This is a genomic window from Williamsia sp. Y712 (assembly GCF_059445525.1).
On record NZ_JCAIUN010000001.1, the window covers coordinates 1,917,427 to 1,934,401 of the forward strand.

Sequence of the window (16,975 nt, forward strand, 5' to 3'; positions counted from 1 at the left end):
CGTGAGCATCGTTTCCGAATTGGTGGCCGAGCTGTCCGCGGAAGCCGACGTTGTCGACCGGATGGTTTTCGATCTGGACGAGAACGGTTGGGCTACACCAACACCCGCGGAGGGGTGGGCAGTGAAAGAGCAGATCGCGCATCTGTCGTGGACGGACGCGGTGGCGATTGTCGCGGCCACGGATCCGGCCGAGTTCGAGCGCGTTCTGGTGCAGGCCTGGCAGAACCCGGCCGGATTTGTCGACGTGGCGGCCAGGGCAGGGGCGCAGAAGCCGCCTGTCGAGTTGCTTGAACACTGGCGCCAGGGGCGGCGTGTTCTGGCCGAAGCCCTCATCGCAGTCCCGTCGGGGCGGAAGCTTCCGTGGTTCGGTCCACCGATGTCCGCGGCCTCGATGGCGACGGCCAGGTTGATGGAGGTCTGGGCTCATGGCCTCGACGTCGCCGATGCGCTCGGAATTGTCACCGAGCCGACGGCAAGGCTGAAATCCATTGCACATCTTGGTGTTCGGACACGGGACTTTGCCTACCAGGTCAACAGCCAAACACCGCCGACCGACGATTTTCGGGTCGAACTACATGCGCCTGACGGCTCGACCTGGACCTGGGGTCCCGACAATGCCGCCCAGCGGATCACCGGCTCGGCCCTCGACTTCTGTCAGCTGGTCACCCAACGCCGAGGCCTGCGAGACCTCGACATCCGTGCGACCGGTGACGATGCCCGCCACTGGATCACGATTGCGCAATGCTTCGCCGGGCCTCCCGGGGGAGGACGATGACGAACACAATCCGGATCGGCAATGCCTCCGGGTTTTACGGCGACCGATTCTCGGCGATGCAGGAGATGCTCACCGGCGGGCATCTCGACTGTCTGACCGGCGACTATCTGGCCGAACTGACGATGCTCATCCTGGGCCGTGATCGGCTCAAGGATCCGAAGACCGGGTACGCAAAAACTTTCCTGCGACAACTGGAGGTCAACCTCGGTGCCGCGATGGATGCCGGCGTCTCGATCGTCAGCAACGCAGGCGGGGTGAACCCCGCCGGCCTCGCCGCAGCGATCGGTGAGCTGGCCGAGAAACTCGGGCTGGCGCCGAAGATCGCCTACGTCGACGGTGACGACCTCACGTCCCGGGCCGCCGAACTCGGACTCGGAACGCCACTGACCGCCAATGCCTACCTGGGCGGTTTCGGGATCGCAGCCGCCCTCCGGTCCGGTGCTGACATCGTTGTCACCGGCCGGGTCACCGACGCCTCTCTGACCGTCGGACCGGCGGCCGCCCATTTCGGTTGGGGCCGCGAGGATCTCGATCAGTTGGCCGGGGCCGTGGCGGCCGGGCACATCATCGAATGCGGCACGCAGGCCACGGGCGGCAACTATTCGTTCTTCACCGAGATCGGCGACATGGCTCACCCGGGCTTCCCGATCGCCGAGATCTCTTCCGGCGGTGGCTCAGTGATCACCAAGCATGACGGCACGGGTGGTGCGGTCACCGTGGGTACCGTCACCGCGCAGCTCCTGTACGAAGTCGGCGGTCCGCGCTACCTGGGGCCCGACGTGACCACCCGTCTCGACACCATCACCCTCACCGATCTCGGACGTGATCGCGTTCGGGTCAGCGGTGTGCGCGGTGAGGCACCTCCGGAGACCCTCAAGGTGTCGCTCAATCACCTCGCCGGATTTCGGAACGAGGTCACGATGGTGCTGACCGGCCTCGACATCGAGGCCAAGGCCGTACTCGCGCGCACCCAATTCGAGGCCGAGTTGAGCGCCCGTCCCACGGACCTCACCTGGACGCTGACCCGGCTCGATCAGGACAACGCGCCCACCGAGCAGCAGGCCAGCGCACTGCTGCAGTGTGTTGCCAAGGATGCCGACCAGAAGGTCGTGGGACGCCAGTTCTCCTCGGCTGCAGTTGAGTTGGCGTTGGCCAGCTATCCCGGCTTCACCATGACAGCGCCGCCCGGGTCGGCTTCGCCGTATGCAGTGTTCGAGGCCGGATACGTTCCGGTGGGCGAGCTCTCGCACACCGTGCATCATGCTGACGGATCCACGCAGATCATCGAGCCCGGTCCGCGGGTCGAGGTGGCTGCACCTGTGGAAGAGACCCGGGCCGCAACTCCGCTGCCGGTCAGTTCGTGGGGCCCGACACGTCTCGCGCCGCTGGGTGACATCGCCGGAGCCCGCAGCGGTGACAAGGGCGGCAACGCCAATGTGGGTGTGTGGGTGCGTAATCCAGAGCACTTCGATTGGCTGTCGGCGACTTTGACCACCGAACTGTTCAAACAGTTGATCCCAGAGGCGGCCGACCTTCAGGTCCACCGCCACGAACTCCCCAACTTGCTCGCCGTGAACTTCGTGATCGAAGGAATTCTTGGTCGAGGAGTAGCAGACAACGTTCGATTCGATCCGCAAGCTAAGGGGCTCGGAGAGTGGCTGCGTTCGCGTCACGTCACGATCCCGATCCGGTTTGGAGAATAGATGAAATCTCTTGAGTCCAAGGTCTGGCACACCCCGGAGCGTCAGCAGTTACGTGACTCCGTCAGGACATTCGCGGAGCGGCACATTCTGCCATTCCAGGATGAGTGGGAGCGCAGCGGCGAGCTGCCCCTCGACCTGCACAAGCAGGCCGCCGAGGCCGGATTGCTCGGACTGGGTTTCGGCGAGTCGGTCGGCGGCAGCGGCGGCGACCTGATCGACGCCACCATCTGCGGTGAGGTACTGCATGGTTCGGGTGTGGCCGGTGGCGTCTTCTCATCTCTGTTCACCTGCGGAATCGCGTTGCCGCACCTGATCGCTGCCAATGATCCCGACCAGATCGAGAAGTGGGTGAAGCCCACGCTGGCCGGTGAGAAGATCGGCAGCCTCGCCATCACCGAACCAGGGGGCGGCAGCGATGTCGGGCACCTGACCACTTCGGCTGTTCGCGACGGCGACCACTACGTCGTCAACGGATCCAAGACATACATCACCTCCGGTGTCCGCGCCGACTTCGTGGTGACCGCGGTCCGCACCGGTGGGCCGGGTGCCGGTGGCGTTTCGCTGTTGGTGGTCGAGAAGGGTACGCCGGGCTTCACCGTCACCCGCAAGCTCGAGAAGATGGGCTGGCGCGCATCGGATACCGCTGAACTCTCGTATGTCGACGCGCGGGTTCCGGTCAGCAACCTCGTCAATGCCGAGAACTCGGGTTTCTTCCAGATCGCCGGCGCCTTCGTCACCGAGCGGGTGGGACTCGCCGTTCAGGCCTACGGAAGTGCGCAGCGCTGCCTCGACCTGACACTCGAATGGGTTCGGAGTCGAGAGACGTTCGGCAAGCCGCTCATCGCACGTCAGTCGGTGCAGGAGACCGTCACCGAGATGGCGCGCAAGATCGATGTCGCGCGGACCTATACCCACGCAATCGTCGACGCCGCGATGGCCGGGGAGACCGACCTCATCGCCGAGGTCTGCTTTGCCAAGAACACCGCGGTCGAGGCCGGTGAATGGGTGGCGGACAAGGCCGTTCAGCTCTTCGGTGGCGCCGGGTACATGACCGGCACCGAGGTGGAGCGTCAGTACCGGGACATGCGGATCATCGGCATCGGTGGCGGTACCACGGAGATCCTCACGGGTCTTGCCGGCAAACGACTGGGCTACCACCCGTGAGCGCCGCCGGGACCGGATCCGCCACCGAGACGATGCTCGCGAGACTCGGTGAGATCGAGGGGTTGTTCGCCCAAGCGCTGGCCGGCGGTGGCGAGAAGAAGGTCGCCCGGCATCGTGAACGCGGCAAACTCCTGGCCCGGGAACGGATCGAGCTGCTCATCGACGAGGACAGTGCGTTCCTCGAACTCGCCCCGATCGCGGCATACGGATCCGATTTCCCGGTCGGTGCGTCCATCGTCACCGGTATCGGCGTTGTCGAAGGGGTCGAATGTGTTCTCGTCGCCAACGACCCCACCGTCCGCGGCGGCACCTCCAATCCCTGGACGTTGCGGAAGGGCCTGCGGGCCAATCAGATTGCGCTCGAGAACCGGTTGCCGCTGATCAATCTGGTGGAGTCCGGTGGCGCGGACCTACCGACGCAGAAGGAAGTGTTCATCCCCGGCGGGGCGATGTTCCGCGACATCACCAGGTTGTCGGCGGCCGGGATCCCGACCATCGCTCTCGTGTTCGGCAATTCGACGGCCGGTGGCGCCTACCTGCCCGGTATGTCGGATCACACGGTGATGATCGAGGGGCAGTCGAAGGTATTCCTCGGTGGTCCGCCGCTGGTGAAGATGGCCACCGGCGAGGTCAGTGACGACGAGTCGCTTGGCGGCGCACAGATGCACGCTCGTCAGTCCGGCCTTGCCGACTACTACGCCGCCGATGAACAGGATGCGATCCGCGTGGGACGGCGGATTGTCGCCCGGCTCAACTGGCACAAGCAGGGCCCGGGTCCGGTGGCTCCGTCCATCGAGCCGAAGCATCCGGCCGAAGATCTGTTGGGCATCGTCCCGGGTGATCTGCGGATCCCGTTCGATCCGCGTGAGGTGATCACGCGGATCGTCGACGAGAGCCTGTTCGACGAGTTCAAACCCGAATACGGATCGTCGCTGTGTACCGGATGGGCGCGCATTCACGGGTATCCGGTCGGGATCCTGGCCAACGCCCAGGGTGTGCTGTTCAGCGCCGAGGCGCAGAAGGCCACCCAGTTCATCCAGTTGGCCAATCGGTCGAATACGCCGTTGCTGTTCCTGCACAACACAACCGGCTACATGGTCGGGCAGGAGTACGAACGCGGAGGCATCATCAAGCACGGCTCGATGATGATCAATGCGGTGTCCAATTCGACGGTCCCGCATATCTCGATGCTGATCGGCGCGAGCTACGGAGCCGGGCACTACGGGATGTGCGGGCGGGCCTACAACCCCCGCTTCCTGTTCACCTGGCCCAGTGCAAAGTCGGCGGTGATGGGCGCTGCCCAGCTTGCCGGTGTGATCTCGATGGTCTCGCGTAGTGCCACCGAAGCCCGTGGCGGCACCGTGGACGAAGATGCGGATGCCGGCATGCGGGCCATGATCGAGGCCCAGATCGAAAAGGAATCGATGCCTGCCTTCCTGTCGGGAATGTTGTACGACGACGGCATCATCGATCCGAGGGACAGCAGAACGGTTCTCGGACTCTGTCTCTCGGCGATAGACAACGGGCCCGTGCAGGGTACAAGCAACTTCGGCGTATTCCGGATGTGATGGGTGATGACCAATTTGAGTGTGACCTCTGTGCTTGTCGCCAACCGCGGCGAGATCGCCCGGCGGGTGTTCACCACCTGCAGGCGGCTCGGAATCGGCACCGTGGCGGTGTATTCCGATCCCGATGCCGCAGCCCCTCATGTCGGTGAGGCCGACGTTGCGGTCCGGTTGCCGGGCAACACCTCATCGCAGACCTACCTCGATGCTGCGGCAGTGATTGCCGCGGCGCGGGCGGCCGGTGCCGACGCGATCCATCCGGGGTACGGATTCCTCTCGGAGAACGCCGAATTCGCTCAGGCGGTACTTGATGCCGGACTGACCTGGATCGGACCCGATCCCGCGGCCATCGTCGCGATGGGATCGAAGGTCAATGCCAAGGCGATGATGCGCAAAGCGGGCGTCCCCACGCTGGACGATCTCGACCCCGCCGCGGTCACCGCCGACCAGCTGCCGGTTCTGATCAAGGCCTCGGCCGGTGGTGGCGGACGTGGCATGCGCATCGTCCGCGACCTGGATCAACTTGCCGAGCAGGTCGATGGCGCCCGCCGTGAGGCGCTGTCGGCATTCGGTGACAGCACGGTCTTCTGTGAACCGTTCATCGAACGGGGCCACCACATCGAGGTGCAGGTACTCGGCGACACGGCCGGCACCATGTGGGCCGTCGGCGAACGCGAATGCTCGATCCAGCGCCGGCATCAGAAGGTCATCGAAGAGGCGCCGTCACCGCTCGTGCAGCGCGTCGGAACCGGACTGCGGGACAAGCTGTTCGACGCGGCACGCGCAGCCGCCTCGGCAATCGGTTACACGGGGGCCGGGACCGTGGAGTTCCTGGCCGACGACGACGGTCGATTCTACTTTCTCGAGATGAACACCCGTCTGCAGGTGGAACATCCGGTGACCGAAGAGACCACCAAGCTCGATCTGGTTGCCTGGCAGCTGCACATCGCGCGCGGTGACCTGTTGCCTGCGCATCCGCCGGAGTTGCAAGGACATTCCATCGAGGTCCGGCTGTACGCGGAAGACCCGGCAGTGGGCTACCAGCCACAATCGGGACGGTTCCATCGGTTCGGGGTCGATTCTGATGTTCGGTTCGGTCGGCTCACCGAGCCGGGCGTGCGCGTTGATTCCGGCATCACCGATGGCGGTGAGGTCTCGACGTTCTACGATCCGATGTTGGCCAAGGTCATCAGCTGGGCGCCCAACCGCGAGGCCGCGATCAACATTCTGGCCAGGGCGCTGGCCTCGGCCCGACTGCACGGACCCCGGACGAACCGGGACACGTTGGTGAACATGTTGCGTCACCACGAGTTCCGTGCCGGCAACACCACCACCAAGTTCATCGAAGAGGTCGGTCTCGATGTGCTCTCCGCGCCACTGGCGGGGCCGGAACAGGTTCGCCTCGCGGCGGTCGCCGTGGCACTCGCGGATGCGGAGGCAAACCGGCAGCAGTCGGGCCGGCCGCTGCCATCGGGTTGGCGCAACCTGGCATCGGGTCCACAGTCCAAGTCCTACCTTCACGGCGAGCAGGAGATCTCGGTTCACTACCGGCACGCCCGGGATGGCGTGGTCCTGCCGGATGACCCGGACGTCACCGTTGCCCGAATCGGCACCGATGCAGTTGTTCTCACCGTTGCCGGAGTCGACCGCAAGTACGCCATCGACCGATACGAGGGCAGCGTGTGGGTGGACTTCACGGGAGGATCGGTGGCATTGGTCCGCAAGCCCCGGTTCATCGACCCAGCCGAGGTCAACACGCCGGGTTCGTTGCTGGCGCCGATGCCGGGTTCGGTGATCCGGATCGCCGTGGCACCAGGCCAACGAGTGACCCGCGGTGAGCCGCTGATGTGGCTCGAAGCGATGAAGATGGAACACACGATTGCTGCCTCCGCAGACGGCATCGTCGAAGAGCTACCCGTGGCGCCGGGGCAGCAGGTGTCGGTGGGGGAGATCCTCGCCGTCATCACCGAGCATGAACTGGCCGAAAGCAACTAGGGGAGAAGAGATCATGAGCTTTGTCGAAACGGATGAACAGAAGGCTCTGCGCAGTGCGGTGGCAGGCCTTGGTGGCCGATTCGGGCACGAGTACTTCCTCGAATGCGCACGCAGTGGCCGCAAGACCGACGAGTTGTGGTCGGAAGCAGGAAAACTCGGCTTCATCGGGGTGAATCTCCCGGAGGAGTACGGCGGCGGCGGCGCCGGGATGTACGAACTGTCGATTGTCATGGAAGAACTTGCCGCCATCGGTAGCGGGCTGCTGATGATGGTTGTCTCGCCGGCCATCTGCGGCAATGTGATCGCGCGGTTCGGTACCGACGAACAGAAACAAACGTGGCTGCCGGGCCTGGCCTCCGGGACGATCACCATGGCCTTTGGTATCACCGAACCCGACGCGGGTTCGAACTCACACAACATCACCACCACTGCCCGGCGTGACGGCGCAGAGTGGTTGCTGTCGGGACGAAAGATCTATGTCTCGGGTGTGGATCAGGCACAGGCCGTGTTGATCGTGGCACGAACCGAGGACGCCAAGACCGGACGGCTCAAGCCGGCACTGTTCATCGTGCCCACCGATGCACCGAACTTCGAGTTCAACCAGATCGAGATGGATCTGGTCAACCCCGAAAAGCAGTTCCTGCTCTTTCTCGATGACGTTCGCCTGCCGTCGAACGCTCTTGTCGGATCCGAGGACGCAGCGCTGAGCCAACTGTTCGCAGGATTGAACCCGGAACGGATCATGGCCGCTGCCACCGCGGTCGGCATGGGCCGGTACGCGCTGGGGCGGGCGGTGGAATACGTCAACGAACGGACGGTCTGGAAGACGCCGATCGGTGCCCACCAGGCGATCGCGCATCCACTGGCGGTCGGCAAGATCGAGATGGAGCTGGCCAAGCTGATGATGCAGAAGGCCGCGACTCTGTATGACGCCGGTGACGACTGGGGCGCTGCAGAACCGGCCAACATGGCGAAATACGCGGCCGCCGAGGCCTGCGTGAAAATCGTTGATCAGGCCGTACATTCGTTGGGCGGCAATGGATTGTCCACCGAATACGGGCTGGCGCCGCTGCTCAACCTCTGTCGTATCGCACGGGTCGCACCGGTGAGCCGGGAGATGATCCTGAACTTCGTGGCGCAGAACAGCCTGGGCCTTCCGAAGTCGTACTGAGGACGCACTGACAGGATGAGCAGATGAACGACGTTGTCCGATATCGGGTCGATGCTGGGGTCGCCACCATCACGCTGGACTCGCCTGCCAACCGCAACGCGATCTCGATGTCGTTGGTGGAGCAGCTCTTTGCGCGGCTGCGCGGAGCTGCCGACGACCCGCAGGTGCGGGCGGTGGTGTTGACGCATACCGGTGGAACCTTCTGCGCCGGAGCTGATCTCAGTGAGGCGGGACAGTCGCGCCCGGAGGTGATGATCGACCTGATGCGCGCGATCCTGGAACTGCCGAAACCTGTGATCGGCCGGATCGACGGCCACGTGCGGGCCGGTGGATTCGGTTTCGTCGGTGCGTGCGATCTTGTTGTCGCGGGCCCGACGAGCACATTTGCGCTGACCGAAGTCCGGATCGGCGTGGCTCCTTCGATGATTTCACTTGCGGTCCTGCCTCGACTGACCTCACGCGCAGCCGGTCGGTACTTCCTCACCGGTGAGAAGTTCGATGCGAATGTCGCAGAGCAGATCGGCTTGATCACCGTCGCCGCCCCCGACGCGGCAGCCGTCGACCAGGTCGTGGCCCAGTGGTGCGCTGACCTGCGCAAAGGTTCCCCGCAGGGACTGGCTGCCAGCAAGAAGCTGACGACCGCCGCCATCTTGGCCGGATTCGATGCCGACGCGCAGCGCCTGGCGTCGGAGTCGGCGGCACTGTTCGGCTCCGACGAGGCCAGAGCCGGCATGGTGGCGTTCCTGAACAAGCAGCCCCCACCGTGGCTGGCGGACCGATGACCCGCGGTGCCACGCGGTCACCGCAGCAGGAACGCAGCCGGGCGACCCGTCAGCGCCTTCTCGACGCCACCATCGATGTCCTGGCGACCGACGGATGGGCCGCGTGCAGTGTGGGCGTGGTGGCCACCCGCGCGGGCGTGTCCCGGGGCGCGGCACAACACCATTTCCCGACGCGGGAAGACCTGATCACCGCGGCACTCGAGCACGCGTTCGAGCTCCTCACGTTGCGTGCCGTCGAGGAGACCAACCGGCTACCGCAGGGCGAGGGGCGAATAGAGGTCGCGGTGTCGACCGCGGTGGAGTTCTACACCGGTGTTGAGTTCAAAGCGGCACTGCAGGTGTGGTGTGCGGCGGCGTCTGACCAGGCACTCAAGGAGCTGATACTCCCGCTGGAAGGCCGATTCGGTGTTGCGGCACACCGGATGACAGTGCAGATGCTCGGTGTCGACGGTACCGATCCGCGTATCCACCGGCTCGTGCAGGCAACCCTCGATTTCGCTCGGGGGCTGGGGTTGGCCGACACCTTGTCCGACGACTCGGCGCGACGGAAACAGGTGGTGGGCACCTGGGCGCAGGTCCTGCAGGAATCCCTGGCCTGACCGGCGGCGTGAGCCAAGATATGCAACCGAGGGGTTGCATAATGGGCGATAGATGTGCAACCCTTTGGTTGCGGAAACAATCGTCGACCTTGAGGAAATCATGACAGTAGAACTTGATCGCATCGAAAAGCAGATCGACATCGACGCGCCGGCCGGGAGCGTCTGGACGTTGATCTCCGAGCCTGGCTGGTTCATCAACAATGAACAGATCACCGACCATCGGATCGAGAAGTCCGGGGATGTCAGCATCATCCATGATCCGAATCACGGGAGTTTTGCGTTCCGGACGGTATCGCTCGACCCGCCGAAATACGCCGCCTTTCGTTGGCTCGCGGATGTCGACGATGCGGCGAGCGCATCCACGCTCGTCGAGTTCTGGATCGACGAGAGGTCCACTGATTCAGTGACTCTCAGGGTTGTCGAGAGCGGCTTTGCCTCGCTTCCCGGTGATGCGGCCGAGCGGCGCAAGAAGCTCGACGACAACACCAAGGGCTGGAACGTCGAGCTGGCTGTTGCGAAAGGTCATGTCGAGGGTGTGCATGCCGATGCCAATGGCTGAATCTGGCCTGACGGTTGTCTTTTCAGCACTGGCTGATGACACCCGATGGAATCTGTTGGTGCGGCTGGGTAAGTCGTCCGCGTCGGCCTCGGCGCTCGCGGCCGAGTTTCCGGTGTCGCGGCAGGCCATCGCCAAACACCTTGCAGTACTGGAAGAAACCGGACTCGTATCGTCGGCCAAGGTGGGACGCGAGGTGCAATTCACCGCCGTCGGGGCCCGGTTGAGCATGGTGGGCCGGGAACTGGCGAGTATCGCATCAGGGTGGGATCGCCGTCTGGCCGATATCAAGGTGCGTGCCGAAAACCCTTGACCGTGTCGATACCCGTCGGCTCGCTCGGTGGAGGCAGGCGCCGCCATGTCGGGGAACGGGGCCGGTCTGGTAGGAACGGTTCATGACGCAAACCCCGAACACGCAAGCTGTGGTGACGTGCGATGTGAACGATGGGATCGCGCAGGTGCGTCTCAATCGCCCCGACAAAATGAACGCGCTCAACGGTGCAATGTTCGAAGAACTGGTGGCAGTCGGCCAAGACCTGATCACGCGGACCGACATCTCGGCGGTGGTCCTGGCAGGTGAGGGTCGCGCGTTCTGCGCGGGTCTGGACATGGCGGAGTTCGAAAAAATGGCATCGGGAGCCGATGCGGTGGTGATCGAACGCCCACGTCTGGGTGCTGCGGCTGCACTGGCCCAGCAGGCCGTGCATGTCTGGTCGTTGGTGCCGGTACCGGTGATCGCAGCTGTGCACGGGGTGGCGTTCGGTGGGGGATTGCAGTTGGCGCTCGGCGCCGACATCCGGATCGTCGGACCGGAGGCCAAGCTGTCGGTGATGGAAATCGTCTGGGGTCTCATCCCGGACATGACCGGCACCCAACTTCTGCCGGAGCTCGTGGGCCGGGACGTGGCCAAGGAGCTCGTCTTCACCGGTCGTCAGATCACCGGAACCGAGGCGCTGACACTGGGACTGGCCACGCGCATCAATCTGAACCCGGTGGTTGCGGCGACCGCGATGGCCACCGAGATCGCCGGAAACTCCCGCAACGCCCTGGTACATGCCAAGGCGCTGTTGGATCTGGCAGGCCGTACCGATCTGGCAGCGGGTTTCGATGCCGAGCAGGTTGCGATCCGGGAGCTGATCGGATCGCCGGAGCAGATCGCGGTGGTCCGCGAACGCCGAGAGAGCCTGGCCCGCAACAAAAAATGAACTCTGCCCCGCCGGTCGGCGGGACAGAGTTCACTCATCGCGATTGTTGGTTGAAACAGCGTTTACGCTGCCGACCCCCAGGAAGAAGACCCGGACGGCAACGAGCACGGATTCTGGATCTGCTCGAGGCTGATCGTGTTGGCAAGGATTTGATATCCACCGGCATTCAAGTGCAAGTGGTCGCCGGCGTCGAGGTCAGGTCGAATGCGTGACGGATCGGCAGGGTCAGCGATGACCTTGTCGAAGTCGACGATGCTGTCGGCCGGACTGTTGGTGCGGATCCACTCGTTGACCTTGAGGCGCAGAAGATTCGTCGCGGGATCATTGTAGATTCCGGGGCCGATGTGGCCACCCGATGGTGTGACGGTGCCCTGCACGACCCGAATACCGCGTTTGTGCAGCGAGGCGATGATGGTCTGGTAACCCTGGGTGAGCGCTTCAAATGTGGCGCCCTGCCCCAGGTCGTTGATGCCTTCGAAGAGCACAACAGTGCTCAGGTTCGGCACCGAGAGCACGTCTCGGTTGAGTCGGTTGACCGCGGAGAGGCCGGCTGCGGGGTTGGCACCGCCATCCATGGTGACGTGGTTGCCGGTGATGCCTGCGTTGACGACGGTCAGCGGGCGTCCCTGGGCATTGATACGGGCGGCGAGGAAGTCCGGCCACCGCACGAGTTCGTCGAGACCTGCTGTCGATTCGGTTCGCTGTCCCGTGATGGCCTGGTAGCCGTCGGTGAGTGAGTCCCCGAGTGCGACAACCGCTCCGACCCCGGGCGTGAGCACGTCCATCCCGGTGACGAACAGCCGAGAGGTGGTGGAGTTGTCGAACGGGGCTGCCCCCGTTTCAAAAGTTTCATCCCCGGCATTGGGGTCGGTTTGGTAGGAATGCTGGCGGGCTGTGAAGTGACGCGTCGGCGCGCCGACGGCCTGGGGCAGGTAGGTGCTGATCGCCAGGGATTCGCCTGCGGCAAAGGGTGAGACGGTGGGGTCGCTGACAACATCAGCTCCCGCCGGCACCGTCACCGATGTCTGGCCGTTGAAGAGCAGCGGGACGGGATTGGCGACCTTCGCGCCTCCTGCTTGTTTTGCCACGCTCACCCGTCCAAAGGTCAATGGTGTTGCCCCGAACTGATTTGACAGGCGGATGCGCAGGACCTGCCCATCCCGAGTGGGGGTGATGATGGATCGGATGGTTGAGTTGTCAACGGCGACCACCTCATTCCCGCTGGCGTCGTAGCTGGGAGCCTCCTCGCTGGAGGCGTGGGCTACATCCGAGGCAGGCGCGCTCCATGCACCGACCCAGGGGCCGGGTGCCGGACAGTTGATCGGCGCGGGTGCCGCGGTCGCCGGGCCGGTTGGTGCGACAGTGAGAGCGGCACCGACAGTGAGGGCGACGAGGGCTGTTCCGGAGAGGCGTTTGGCCGCAGGCCAAAACGTGCCCCTTGCCGGATGAGCCCGATTTTCAGTTGACATGGTCACAACACTAAGTCACCGTGGCCCCAAATGAGGGGTCAACGGTGTTTTGTCTAACAAAGTGATGCGTCGGCCCATTTAGCGATGGTTCGATCCGATGCCGTTGCGAATCAACATATCTCGCGCAAGCAATCCTTCGGGGAGAAATGTGGAAGCACCCGCAAACGGCGCGACGGCGCATTCGAGCCGAGTGCGTCGAACCGGATCCCGGTTCACTTGAATAGTCACTTCACGCCATCTGTCATGTCGTCGAATGTTTCCTGGGTCATCGATGCCACCTCGCCGAGGTGCCTGCGCATCGCATCTCGCGCTCCGTCTGCGCTTCCGGCGGAGACGGCCGCCAGAATCGACTTGTGGCCGAGGTACGAGACTTCCCGTGCGTAGCGGGTGGAATGTGACAGAACGCGAGTGGTGCAGGTCCATGATCCGGCCAGGGTGTTGATGGCCGACATCAGCGGATTCTGCGACGCCGCCGCGAGCAGCATGTGGAACTCGAGGTCGCAGCGCAGCGATTCGTCTGGCGTTGCGTCGGTGATCGATCGACGCAGAACCTCCTCCAGTGCACTGAGATTCGCTGGAGTTGCGCGAAGTGCGGCGAGTTCGGCCAGCTTCGGTTCGATGGTTGCCCGCAGCTCCGAAACATCACGGAGTTGATGCTCGGCATCGGAGAGCTCGGTGTACAGGGTTTGGATCCGTTGCGGCATCGGCATCACAGTGGTACCCCGTCCGGGCCGGCGTTCCACAAGGTGCTTCGACTGCAATTCATGCATCGCCTCACGCAAGGATGCGCGTGATACACCCAGGTGAATTGCCAGCTCCCGTTCGGATGGCAGTCGGTCGCCTGAGCCGAGTTCGCCTATGGCAATGAGCTTTTCGAGATGTGCCGCGATCTCGGCGCTGACGCTGTCGCGACCGGTGGGGATGCCGTGGCCGATGGACAGTGCCTCGACGGGTACCGTCCGTCCGCCCGAGTTCCCAGGCCCGATCTCGGATGCCAAAATCGTGCCTCCCTCATCGATGGAACAGTCGAATTGGCCAGACCAATGCGGCTCAATTGGTCTGACCTTAGCCGGGGTGATGAGTGCCCGCCAGGTGTGAGGGCGACACGCAACGGGTTGTTAACAATTGAAGTGATGTCCAAACCGTAGAGCCGGAGAGCATCGTGAATGCTTCTGGTAAGAAGCATCTTTCGCGTCCTCCTGGTCTCATTCGGCGGGACTTCGATGTGTTCGCCAGGATTCTCTGTTTCATCGGTGTGAACAAGTATCGTCTGCAATTGACGCCGGAATCGCGTCGGCTCTACGGTCTACTTGGTCAGACCAAGTGGCCTGAATTTTCAGAGCTGACATTCGTCAGCGTTCCCTGACGTTTCTTTTGGATCCGCCGATGTGAAGGGCGTCCACTGTCGCATCAGAAAGGCGGATTTCGCACCATGGCACTGAATTCGGGGAGTTTCGGGACGGAGCGTCTGCGGGGCATCGACGCCGCGGACATCCGGACGTTCTGCATGCTCGCCCTGACCTTTTCTACGGGCATCTCCGATGCTGTCGGCTACCTCGCGCTCGATAAGGTGTTCACCGCGAACATGACCGGCAACGTCGTGATCATGGGTATGGGCATCGGTCAGGCCGACGGGTTGCCGGTGCTCGGACCCATTCTCGCGTTGGCCGGGTTCATGGCGGGTGCGGCAATGGGAGGGCGGTTCGTCCGTCACGAGAAGGCCAAGTGGACACCGAGGGTCACCGGCGCATTGTTCGCGGTGGCCGCGGTGCTCTGCGCCACCGGCATCATGCTGCTGGTCGTGCCGATCGACCACGGGCTCACCAAACCGTTGGCAACGGTCCTGCTCGCCACCCCGATGGGGCTTCAGGCGGCCGTGGCCCGGCACGTGGCGGTTGCCGACGTGACCACCGTGGTGGTCACCTCGACGATCACGGGCCTGGCCTGCGATTCGCGGTTCGGTGCCGCGCGCGAACAGTTGTGGGTGCGACGACTGCTCGCCGTTCTCGCAATCGGCGTCGGTGCACTGGTGGGTGCGGCGTTGCTGTTCATCGACGTCAGCGCCGGGGTGCTGGCATCTGCGGTCATCACACTTGTGGTCGCGGCGATCGGACACCATCGTCATTCCGGGGAGGAAGACCACACGGCCTGAGTCGGCTGTGGATCTGAATTGCGAAATAGTTCGCCGGAAGCGATCTTTTGGGCTGACAATGGATCGCGCGACCCACCCGGGTCGGGTCTGAAGCAGTCGGACGTTCGGGGAGACACGGTGGGAAATGTTGTGACGGATGGCCTTGCCAAGTTGCCGGGAGTCGCGACTGCGCGGTCCTACCGCCGGGAATGGTTACGGCCGGACATCACCGCCGGGCTCGTTCTGACCGCACTGCTCATCCCGGCGGGGATGGGATATGCCGAGGCGGCGGGGTTGCCTGCCTACGCTGGCCTGTACGCCACCATCGTCCCGCTACTGGCATATGCGGTGGTGGGACCGTCGAAAATCCTTGTTCTCGGCCCTGATTCGTCGCTGGCACCGCTGATCGCGGCGGCTGTGGTGCCGCTGGCGGTGACCGATGATCCCGAGAGTGCGCTCGCGTTGGCCGGCGTTCTCGGGGTGCTGGTCGGACTCATCCTCCTCCTCGCCGGCTTCCTGCGCCTCGGATTTGTCACCGACCTCCTCTCCAAGCCCATCCGGCTCGGTTACCTCAATGCCATCGCCCTGATCGTGGTGGTCGGCCAGCTGCCCAAGCTGCTCGGGTTTTCCGTCGACGCAGACAGTTTGATCGGTGAGGTCCGGGAGACCGTCAAGGCCATCGCGAACGGCGACATCGATATCCTCGCCGCCGCAATCGGTCTCGCGTCGCTGGCCATCATCATCGGCTTCCGAATCTGGATCCCACGTGTTCCCGGCGTACTCGTCGCAGTCATCGCTGCGATGGTCGTCTCGGCGGCACTGGGTCTGACAGACGACATCGGGATGGTCGGGGCACTGCCGGAAGGGATGCCGCTGCCGTCGTTCGGTGGCGTCGACTGGGGGGACGTGGCCGAACTCATCGGACCCGCCGCCGGCATCGCGTTGATCGCGTTCGCCGACACCGGTGTCCTCTCGCGCACCTTCGCGGCCCGCCACGGCGAAGACGTCAACGGCAGCACCGAGATGAAGGCGATCGGTGTCGCCAACATCGCAGGCGGGATGTTCAGCGGATTTCCCATTTCCGCGAGCGGATCCCGGACCCCGGTGGCCGAACAGAGCGGTGCCAAGACACAGCTGGCCGGTGTTGTCGGTGCGCTTGCGGTCCTGGTGTTCATCCTCGTCGCGCCCGGTGTCACCGATTACCTCCCCGACGCAACATTGGGTGCGGTGGTGATCGTGGCCGCCACAGCGTTGGTGGACGTCAACGGCATGGTCCGGATGTGGCGGATGAGCCGGACCGAGTTCGGTCTTGCTGCGGCAGCGTTCCTCGGCGTCGCGCTGGTCGGCGTTCTGCAGGGCGTGCTGGTGGCAATCGGGCTGTCTCTTGTCGCTGTGGTGGCCCGGTCCTGGCAGCCTTATCGCACCGAACTCGTTCAGACGCCGGGCGAATCCGGCTTCCACGATGTCGAACGTCATCCCGAAGGACACCGCATCCCCGGCCTGGTGCTGGTGCGCTTCGACGCTCCGCTGTTCTTCGCGAACGGCGACGTCTTCGACAACTATGTGCGGTCGGTGGTGGCGGAGTCGAAGACCCCCGTGGAGTGGGTCGTCGTCGCCGCCGAAGCGCTGACCGGTCTGGACACCACCGCCGTCGACGAACTCGTCGACCTCGATACGTATCTCGAAGGCAAAGGCGTCCGACTGATCTTCGCGGAGATGAAAGGTCCGATCAAAGACCGGCTCGTCCGGTTCGGGGTGGGGGACAGGTTCGGCGTCGAACGTTTCTATCCGACCATCGACGCCGCCGTTGCCGCATTCCACCATCGCGGCAACCACCTCAGTGGTACGGAGTCCTGACCG

At 64.0% G+C, this 16,975-nt stretch carries 15 protein-coding genes; 13 read left to right on the forward strand and 2 right to left on the reverse strand.

Features of this window, described 5'->3' with window-relative positions:
- The first annotated feature begins 1 nt into the window (after position 1).
- The 11 genes from AC1D75_RS08890 (at position 2) to AC1D75_RS08940 (ending at position 11,515) form a co-directional block, all read left to right on the forward strand.
- Positions 2-775 carry a TIGR03084 family metal-binding protein gene (locus AC1D75_RS08890; RefSeq protein ID WP_495514902.1) on the forward strand — a complete coding sequence of 258 codons (774 nt, stop codon included), beginning with the start codon at positions 2-4 and terminating at the stop codon, positions 773-775.
- The gene (locus AC1D75_RS08895) at positions 772-2,478 is read left to right on the forward strand and encodes an acyclic terpene utilization AtuA family protein (RefSeq protein WP_495514903.1); all 1,707 of its coding nucleotides are present in this window, start codon (positions 772-774) and stop codon (positions 2,476-2,478) included. The genes AC1D75_RS08890 and AC1D75_RS08895 overlap by 4 nt, the downstream gene beginning before the upstream one ends.
- Positions 2,479-3,642: an acyl-CoA dehydrogenase family protein gene (locus tag AC1D75_RS08900; protein ID WP_495514904.1), complete on the forward strand. Its 1,164-nt coding sequence runs from the start codon at positions 2,479-2,481 to the stop codon at positions 3,640-3,642. It begins immediately after the preceding gene.
- A gap of 32 nt (positions 3,643-3,674) precedes the next feature.
- Entirely contained in the window at positions 3,675-5,210 is a 1,536-nt protein-coding gene (locus AC1D75_RS08905) for an acyl-CoA carboxylase subunit beta (RefSeq protein ID WP_495516019.1), read from the forward strand.
- A 6-nt stretch (positions 5,211-5,216) separates the two neighbouring features.
- The gene (locus tag AC1D75_RS08910) at positions 5,217-7,202 is read left to right on the forward strand and encodes an acetyl/propionyl/methylcrotonyl-CoA carboxylase subunit alpha (RefSeq protein WP_495514905.1); all 1,986 of its coding nucleotides are present in this window, start codon (positions 5,217-5,219) and stop codon (positions 7,200-7,202) included.
- Between the two features lie 13 nt (positions 7,203-7,215).
- Entirely contained in the window at positions 7,216-8,373 is a 1,158-nt protein-coding gene (locus AC1D75_RS08915; RefSeq protein WP_495514906.1) for an acyl-CoA dehydrogenase family protein, read from the forward strand.
- Positions 8,374-8,396: 23 nt separating this feature from the next.
- Positions 8,397-9,155 (forward strand): enoyl-CoA hydratase family protein, encoded by a 759-nt coding sequence (locus AC1D75_RS08920; RefSeq protein ID WP_495514907.1) that lies wholly within the window; start codon positions 8,397-8,399, stop codon positions 9,153-9,155.
- Positions 9,152-9,754, forward strand: a complete 603-nt coding sequence (locus AC1D75_RS08925) for a TetR/AcrR family transcriptional regulator (RefSeq protein WP_495516020.1) — start codon at positions 9,152-9,154, stop codon at positions 9,752-9,754. The genes AC1D75_RS08920 and AC1D75_RS08925 overlap by 4 nt, the downstream gene beginning before the upstream one ends.
- 100 nt (positions 9,755-9,854) lie before the next feature.
- Positions 9,855-10,313 (forward strand): SRPBCC family protein, encoded by a 459-nt coding sequence (locus tag AC1D75_RS08930; RefSeq protein ID WP_495514908.1) that lies wholly within the window; start codon positions 9,855-9,857, stop codon positions 10,311-10,313.
- Positions 10,300-10,623, forward strand: a complete 324-nt coding sequence (locus AC1D75_RS08935; RefSeq protein ID WP_495514909.1) for an ArsR/SmtB family transcription factor — start codon at positions 10,300-10,302, stop codon at positions 10,621-10,623. Before AC1D75_RS08930 ends, AC1D75_RS08935 begins: the two co-directional genes overlap by 14 nt.
- Before the next feature lie 82 nt (positions 10,624-10,705).
- Positions 10,706-11,515 carry a crotonase/enoyl-CoA hydratase family protein gene (locus AC1D75_RS08940; protein ID WP_495514910.1) on the forward strand — a complete coding sequence of 270 codons (810 nt, stop codon included), beginning with the start codon at positions 10,706-10,708 and terminating at the stop codon, positions 11,513-11,515.
- A 62-nt stretch (positions 11,516-11,577) separates the two neighbouring features.
- Here the strand turns inward: AC1D75_RS08940 and AC1D75_RS08945 are convergent, their stop codons facing one another.
- Both AC1D75_RS08945 and AC1D75_RS08950 read right to left on the reverse strand, forming a co-directional pair.
- The gene (locus tag AC1D75_RS08945) at positions 11,578-12,984 is read right to left on the reverse strand and encodes a GDSL-type esterase/lipase family protein (protein WP_495514911.1); all 1,407 of its coding nucleotides are present in this window, start codon (positions 12,982-12,984) and stop codon (positions 11,578-11,580) included.
- Positions 12,985-13,208: 224 nt separating this feature from the next.
- A complete protein-coding gene (locus tag AC1D75_RS08950) occupies positions 13,209-13,982 on the reverse strand; it encodes a FadR/GntR family transcriptional regulator (protein ID WP_495514912.1) in 774 nt (257 codons plus the stop codon).
- Between the two features lie 434 nt (positions 13,983-14,416).
- Between AC1D75_RS08950 and AC1D75_RS08955 the strand changes: the two genes are divergently transcribed.
- The gene (locus AC1D75_RS08955) at positions 14,417-15,136 is read left to right on the forward strand and encodes a YoaK family protein (protein WP_495514913.1); all 720 of its coding nucleotides are present in this window, start codon (positions 14,417-14,419) and stop codon (positions 15,134-15,136) included.
- A 117-nt stretch (positions 15,137-15,253) separates the two neighbouring features.
- On the forward strand, positions 15,254-16,972 hold the full coding sequence (locus AC1D75_RS08960) for a SulP family inorganic anion transporter (RefSeq protein ID WP_495514914.1): 1,719 nt from the start codon (positions 15,254-15,256) through the stop codon (positions 16,970-16,972).
- Positions 16,973-16,975: the final 3 nt, after the last annotated feature.

What these genes read in the sequence shown, in the direction of transcription:
- AC1D75_RS08895 (WP_495514903.1), top strand. Translation starts at nt 772, where the DNA reads ATGACGAACACAATCCGGATCGGCAATGCCTCCGGGTTTTACGGCGAC.
- AC1D75_RS08900 (WP_495514904.1), top strand. Translation starts at nt 2,479, where the DNA reads ATGAAATCTCTTGAGTCCAAGGTCTGGCACACCCCGGAGCGTCAGCAG.
- AC1D75_RS08905 (WP_495516019.1), top strand. Translation starts at nt 3,675, where the DNA reads ATGCTCGCGAGACTCGGTGAGATCGAGGGGTTGTTCGCCCAAGCGCTG.
- AC1D75_RS08910 (WP_495514905.1), top strand. Translation starts at nt 5,217, where the DNA reads ATGACCAATTTGAGTGTGACCTCTGTGCTTGTCGCCAACCGCGGCGAG.
- AC1D75_RS08915 (WP_495514906.1), top strand. Translation starts at nt 7,216, where the DNA reads ATGAGCTTTGTCGAAACGGATGAACAGAAGGCTCTGCGCAGTGCGGTG.
- AC1D75_RS08920 (WP_495514907.1), top strand. Translation starts at nt 8,397, where the DNA reads ATGAACGACGTTGTCCGATATCGGGTCGATGCTGGGGTCGCCACCATC.
- AC1D75_RS08925 (WP_495516020.1), top strand. Translation starts at nt 9,152, where the DNA reads ATGACCCGCGGTGCCACGCGGTCACCGCAGCAGGAACGCAGCCGGGCG.
- AC1D75_RS08930 (WP_495514908.1), top strand. Translation starts at nt 9,855, where the DNA reads ATGACAGTAGAACTTGATCGCATCGAAAAGCAGATCGACATCGACGCG.
- AC1D75_RS08935 (WP_495514909.1), top strand. Translation starts at nt 10,300, where the DNA reads ATGCCAATGGCTGAATCTGGCCTGACGGTTGTCTTTTCAGCACTGGCT.
- AC1D75_RS08940 (WP_495514910.1), top strand. Translation starts at nt 10,706, where the DNA reads ATGACGCAAACCCCGAACACGCAAGCTGTGGTGACGTGCGATGTGAAC.
- AC1D75_RS08945 (WP_495514911.1), bottom strand. Translation starts at nt 12,984, where the DNA reads ATGTCAACTGAAAATCGGGCTCATCCGGCAAGGGGCACGTTTTGGCCT.
- AC1D75_RS08955 (WP_495514913.1), top strand. Translation starts at nt 14,417, where the DNA reads ATGGCACTGAATTCGGGGAGTTTCGGGACGGAGCGTCTGCGGGGCATC.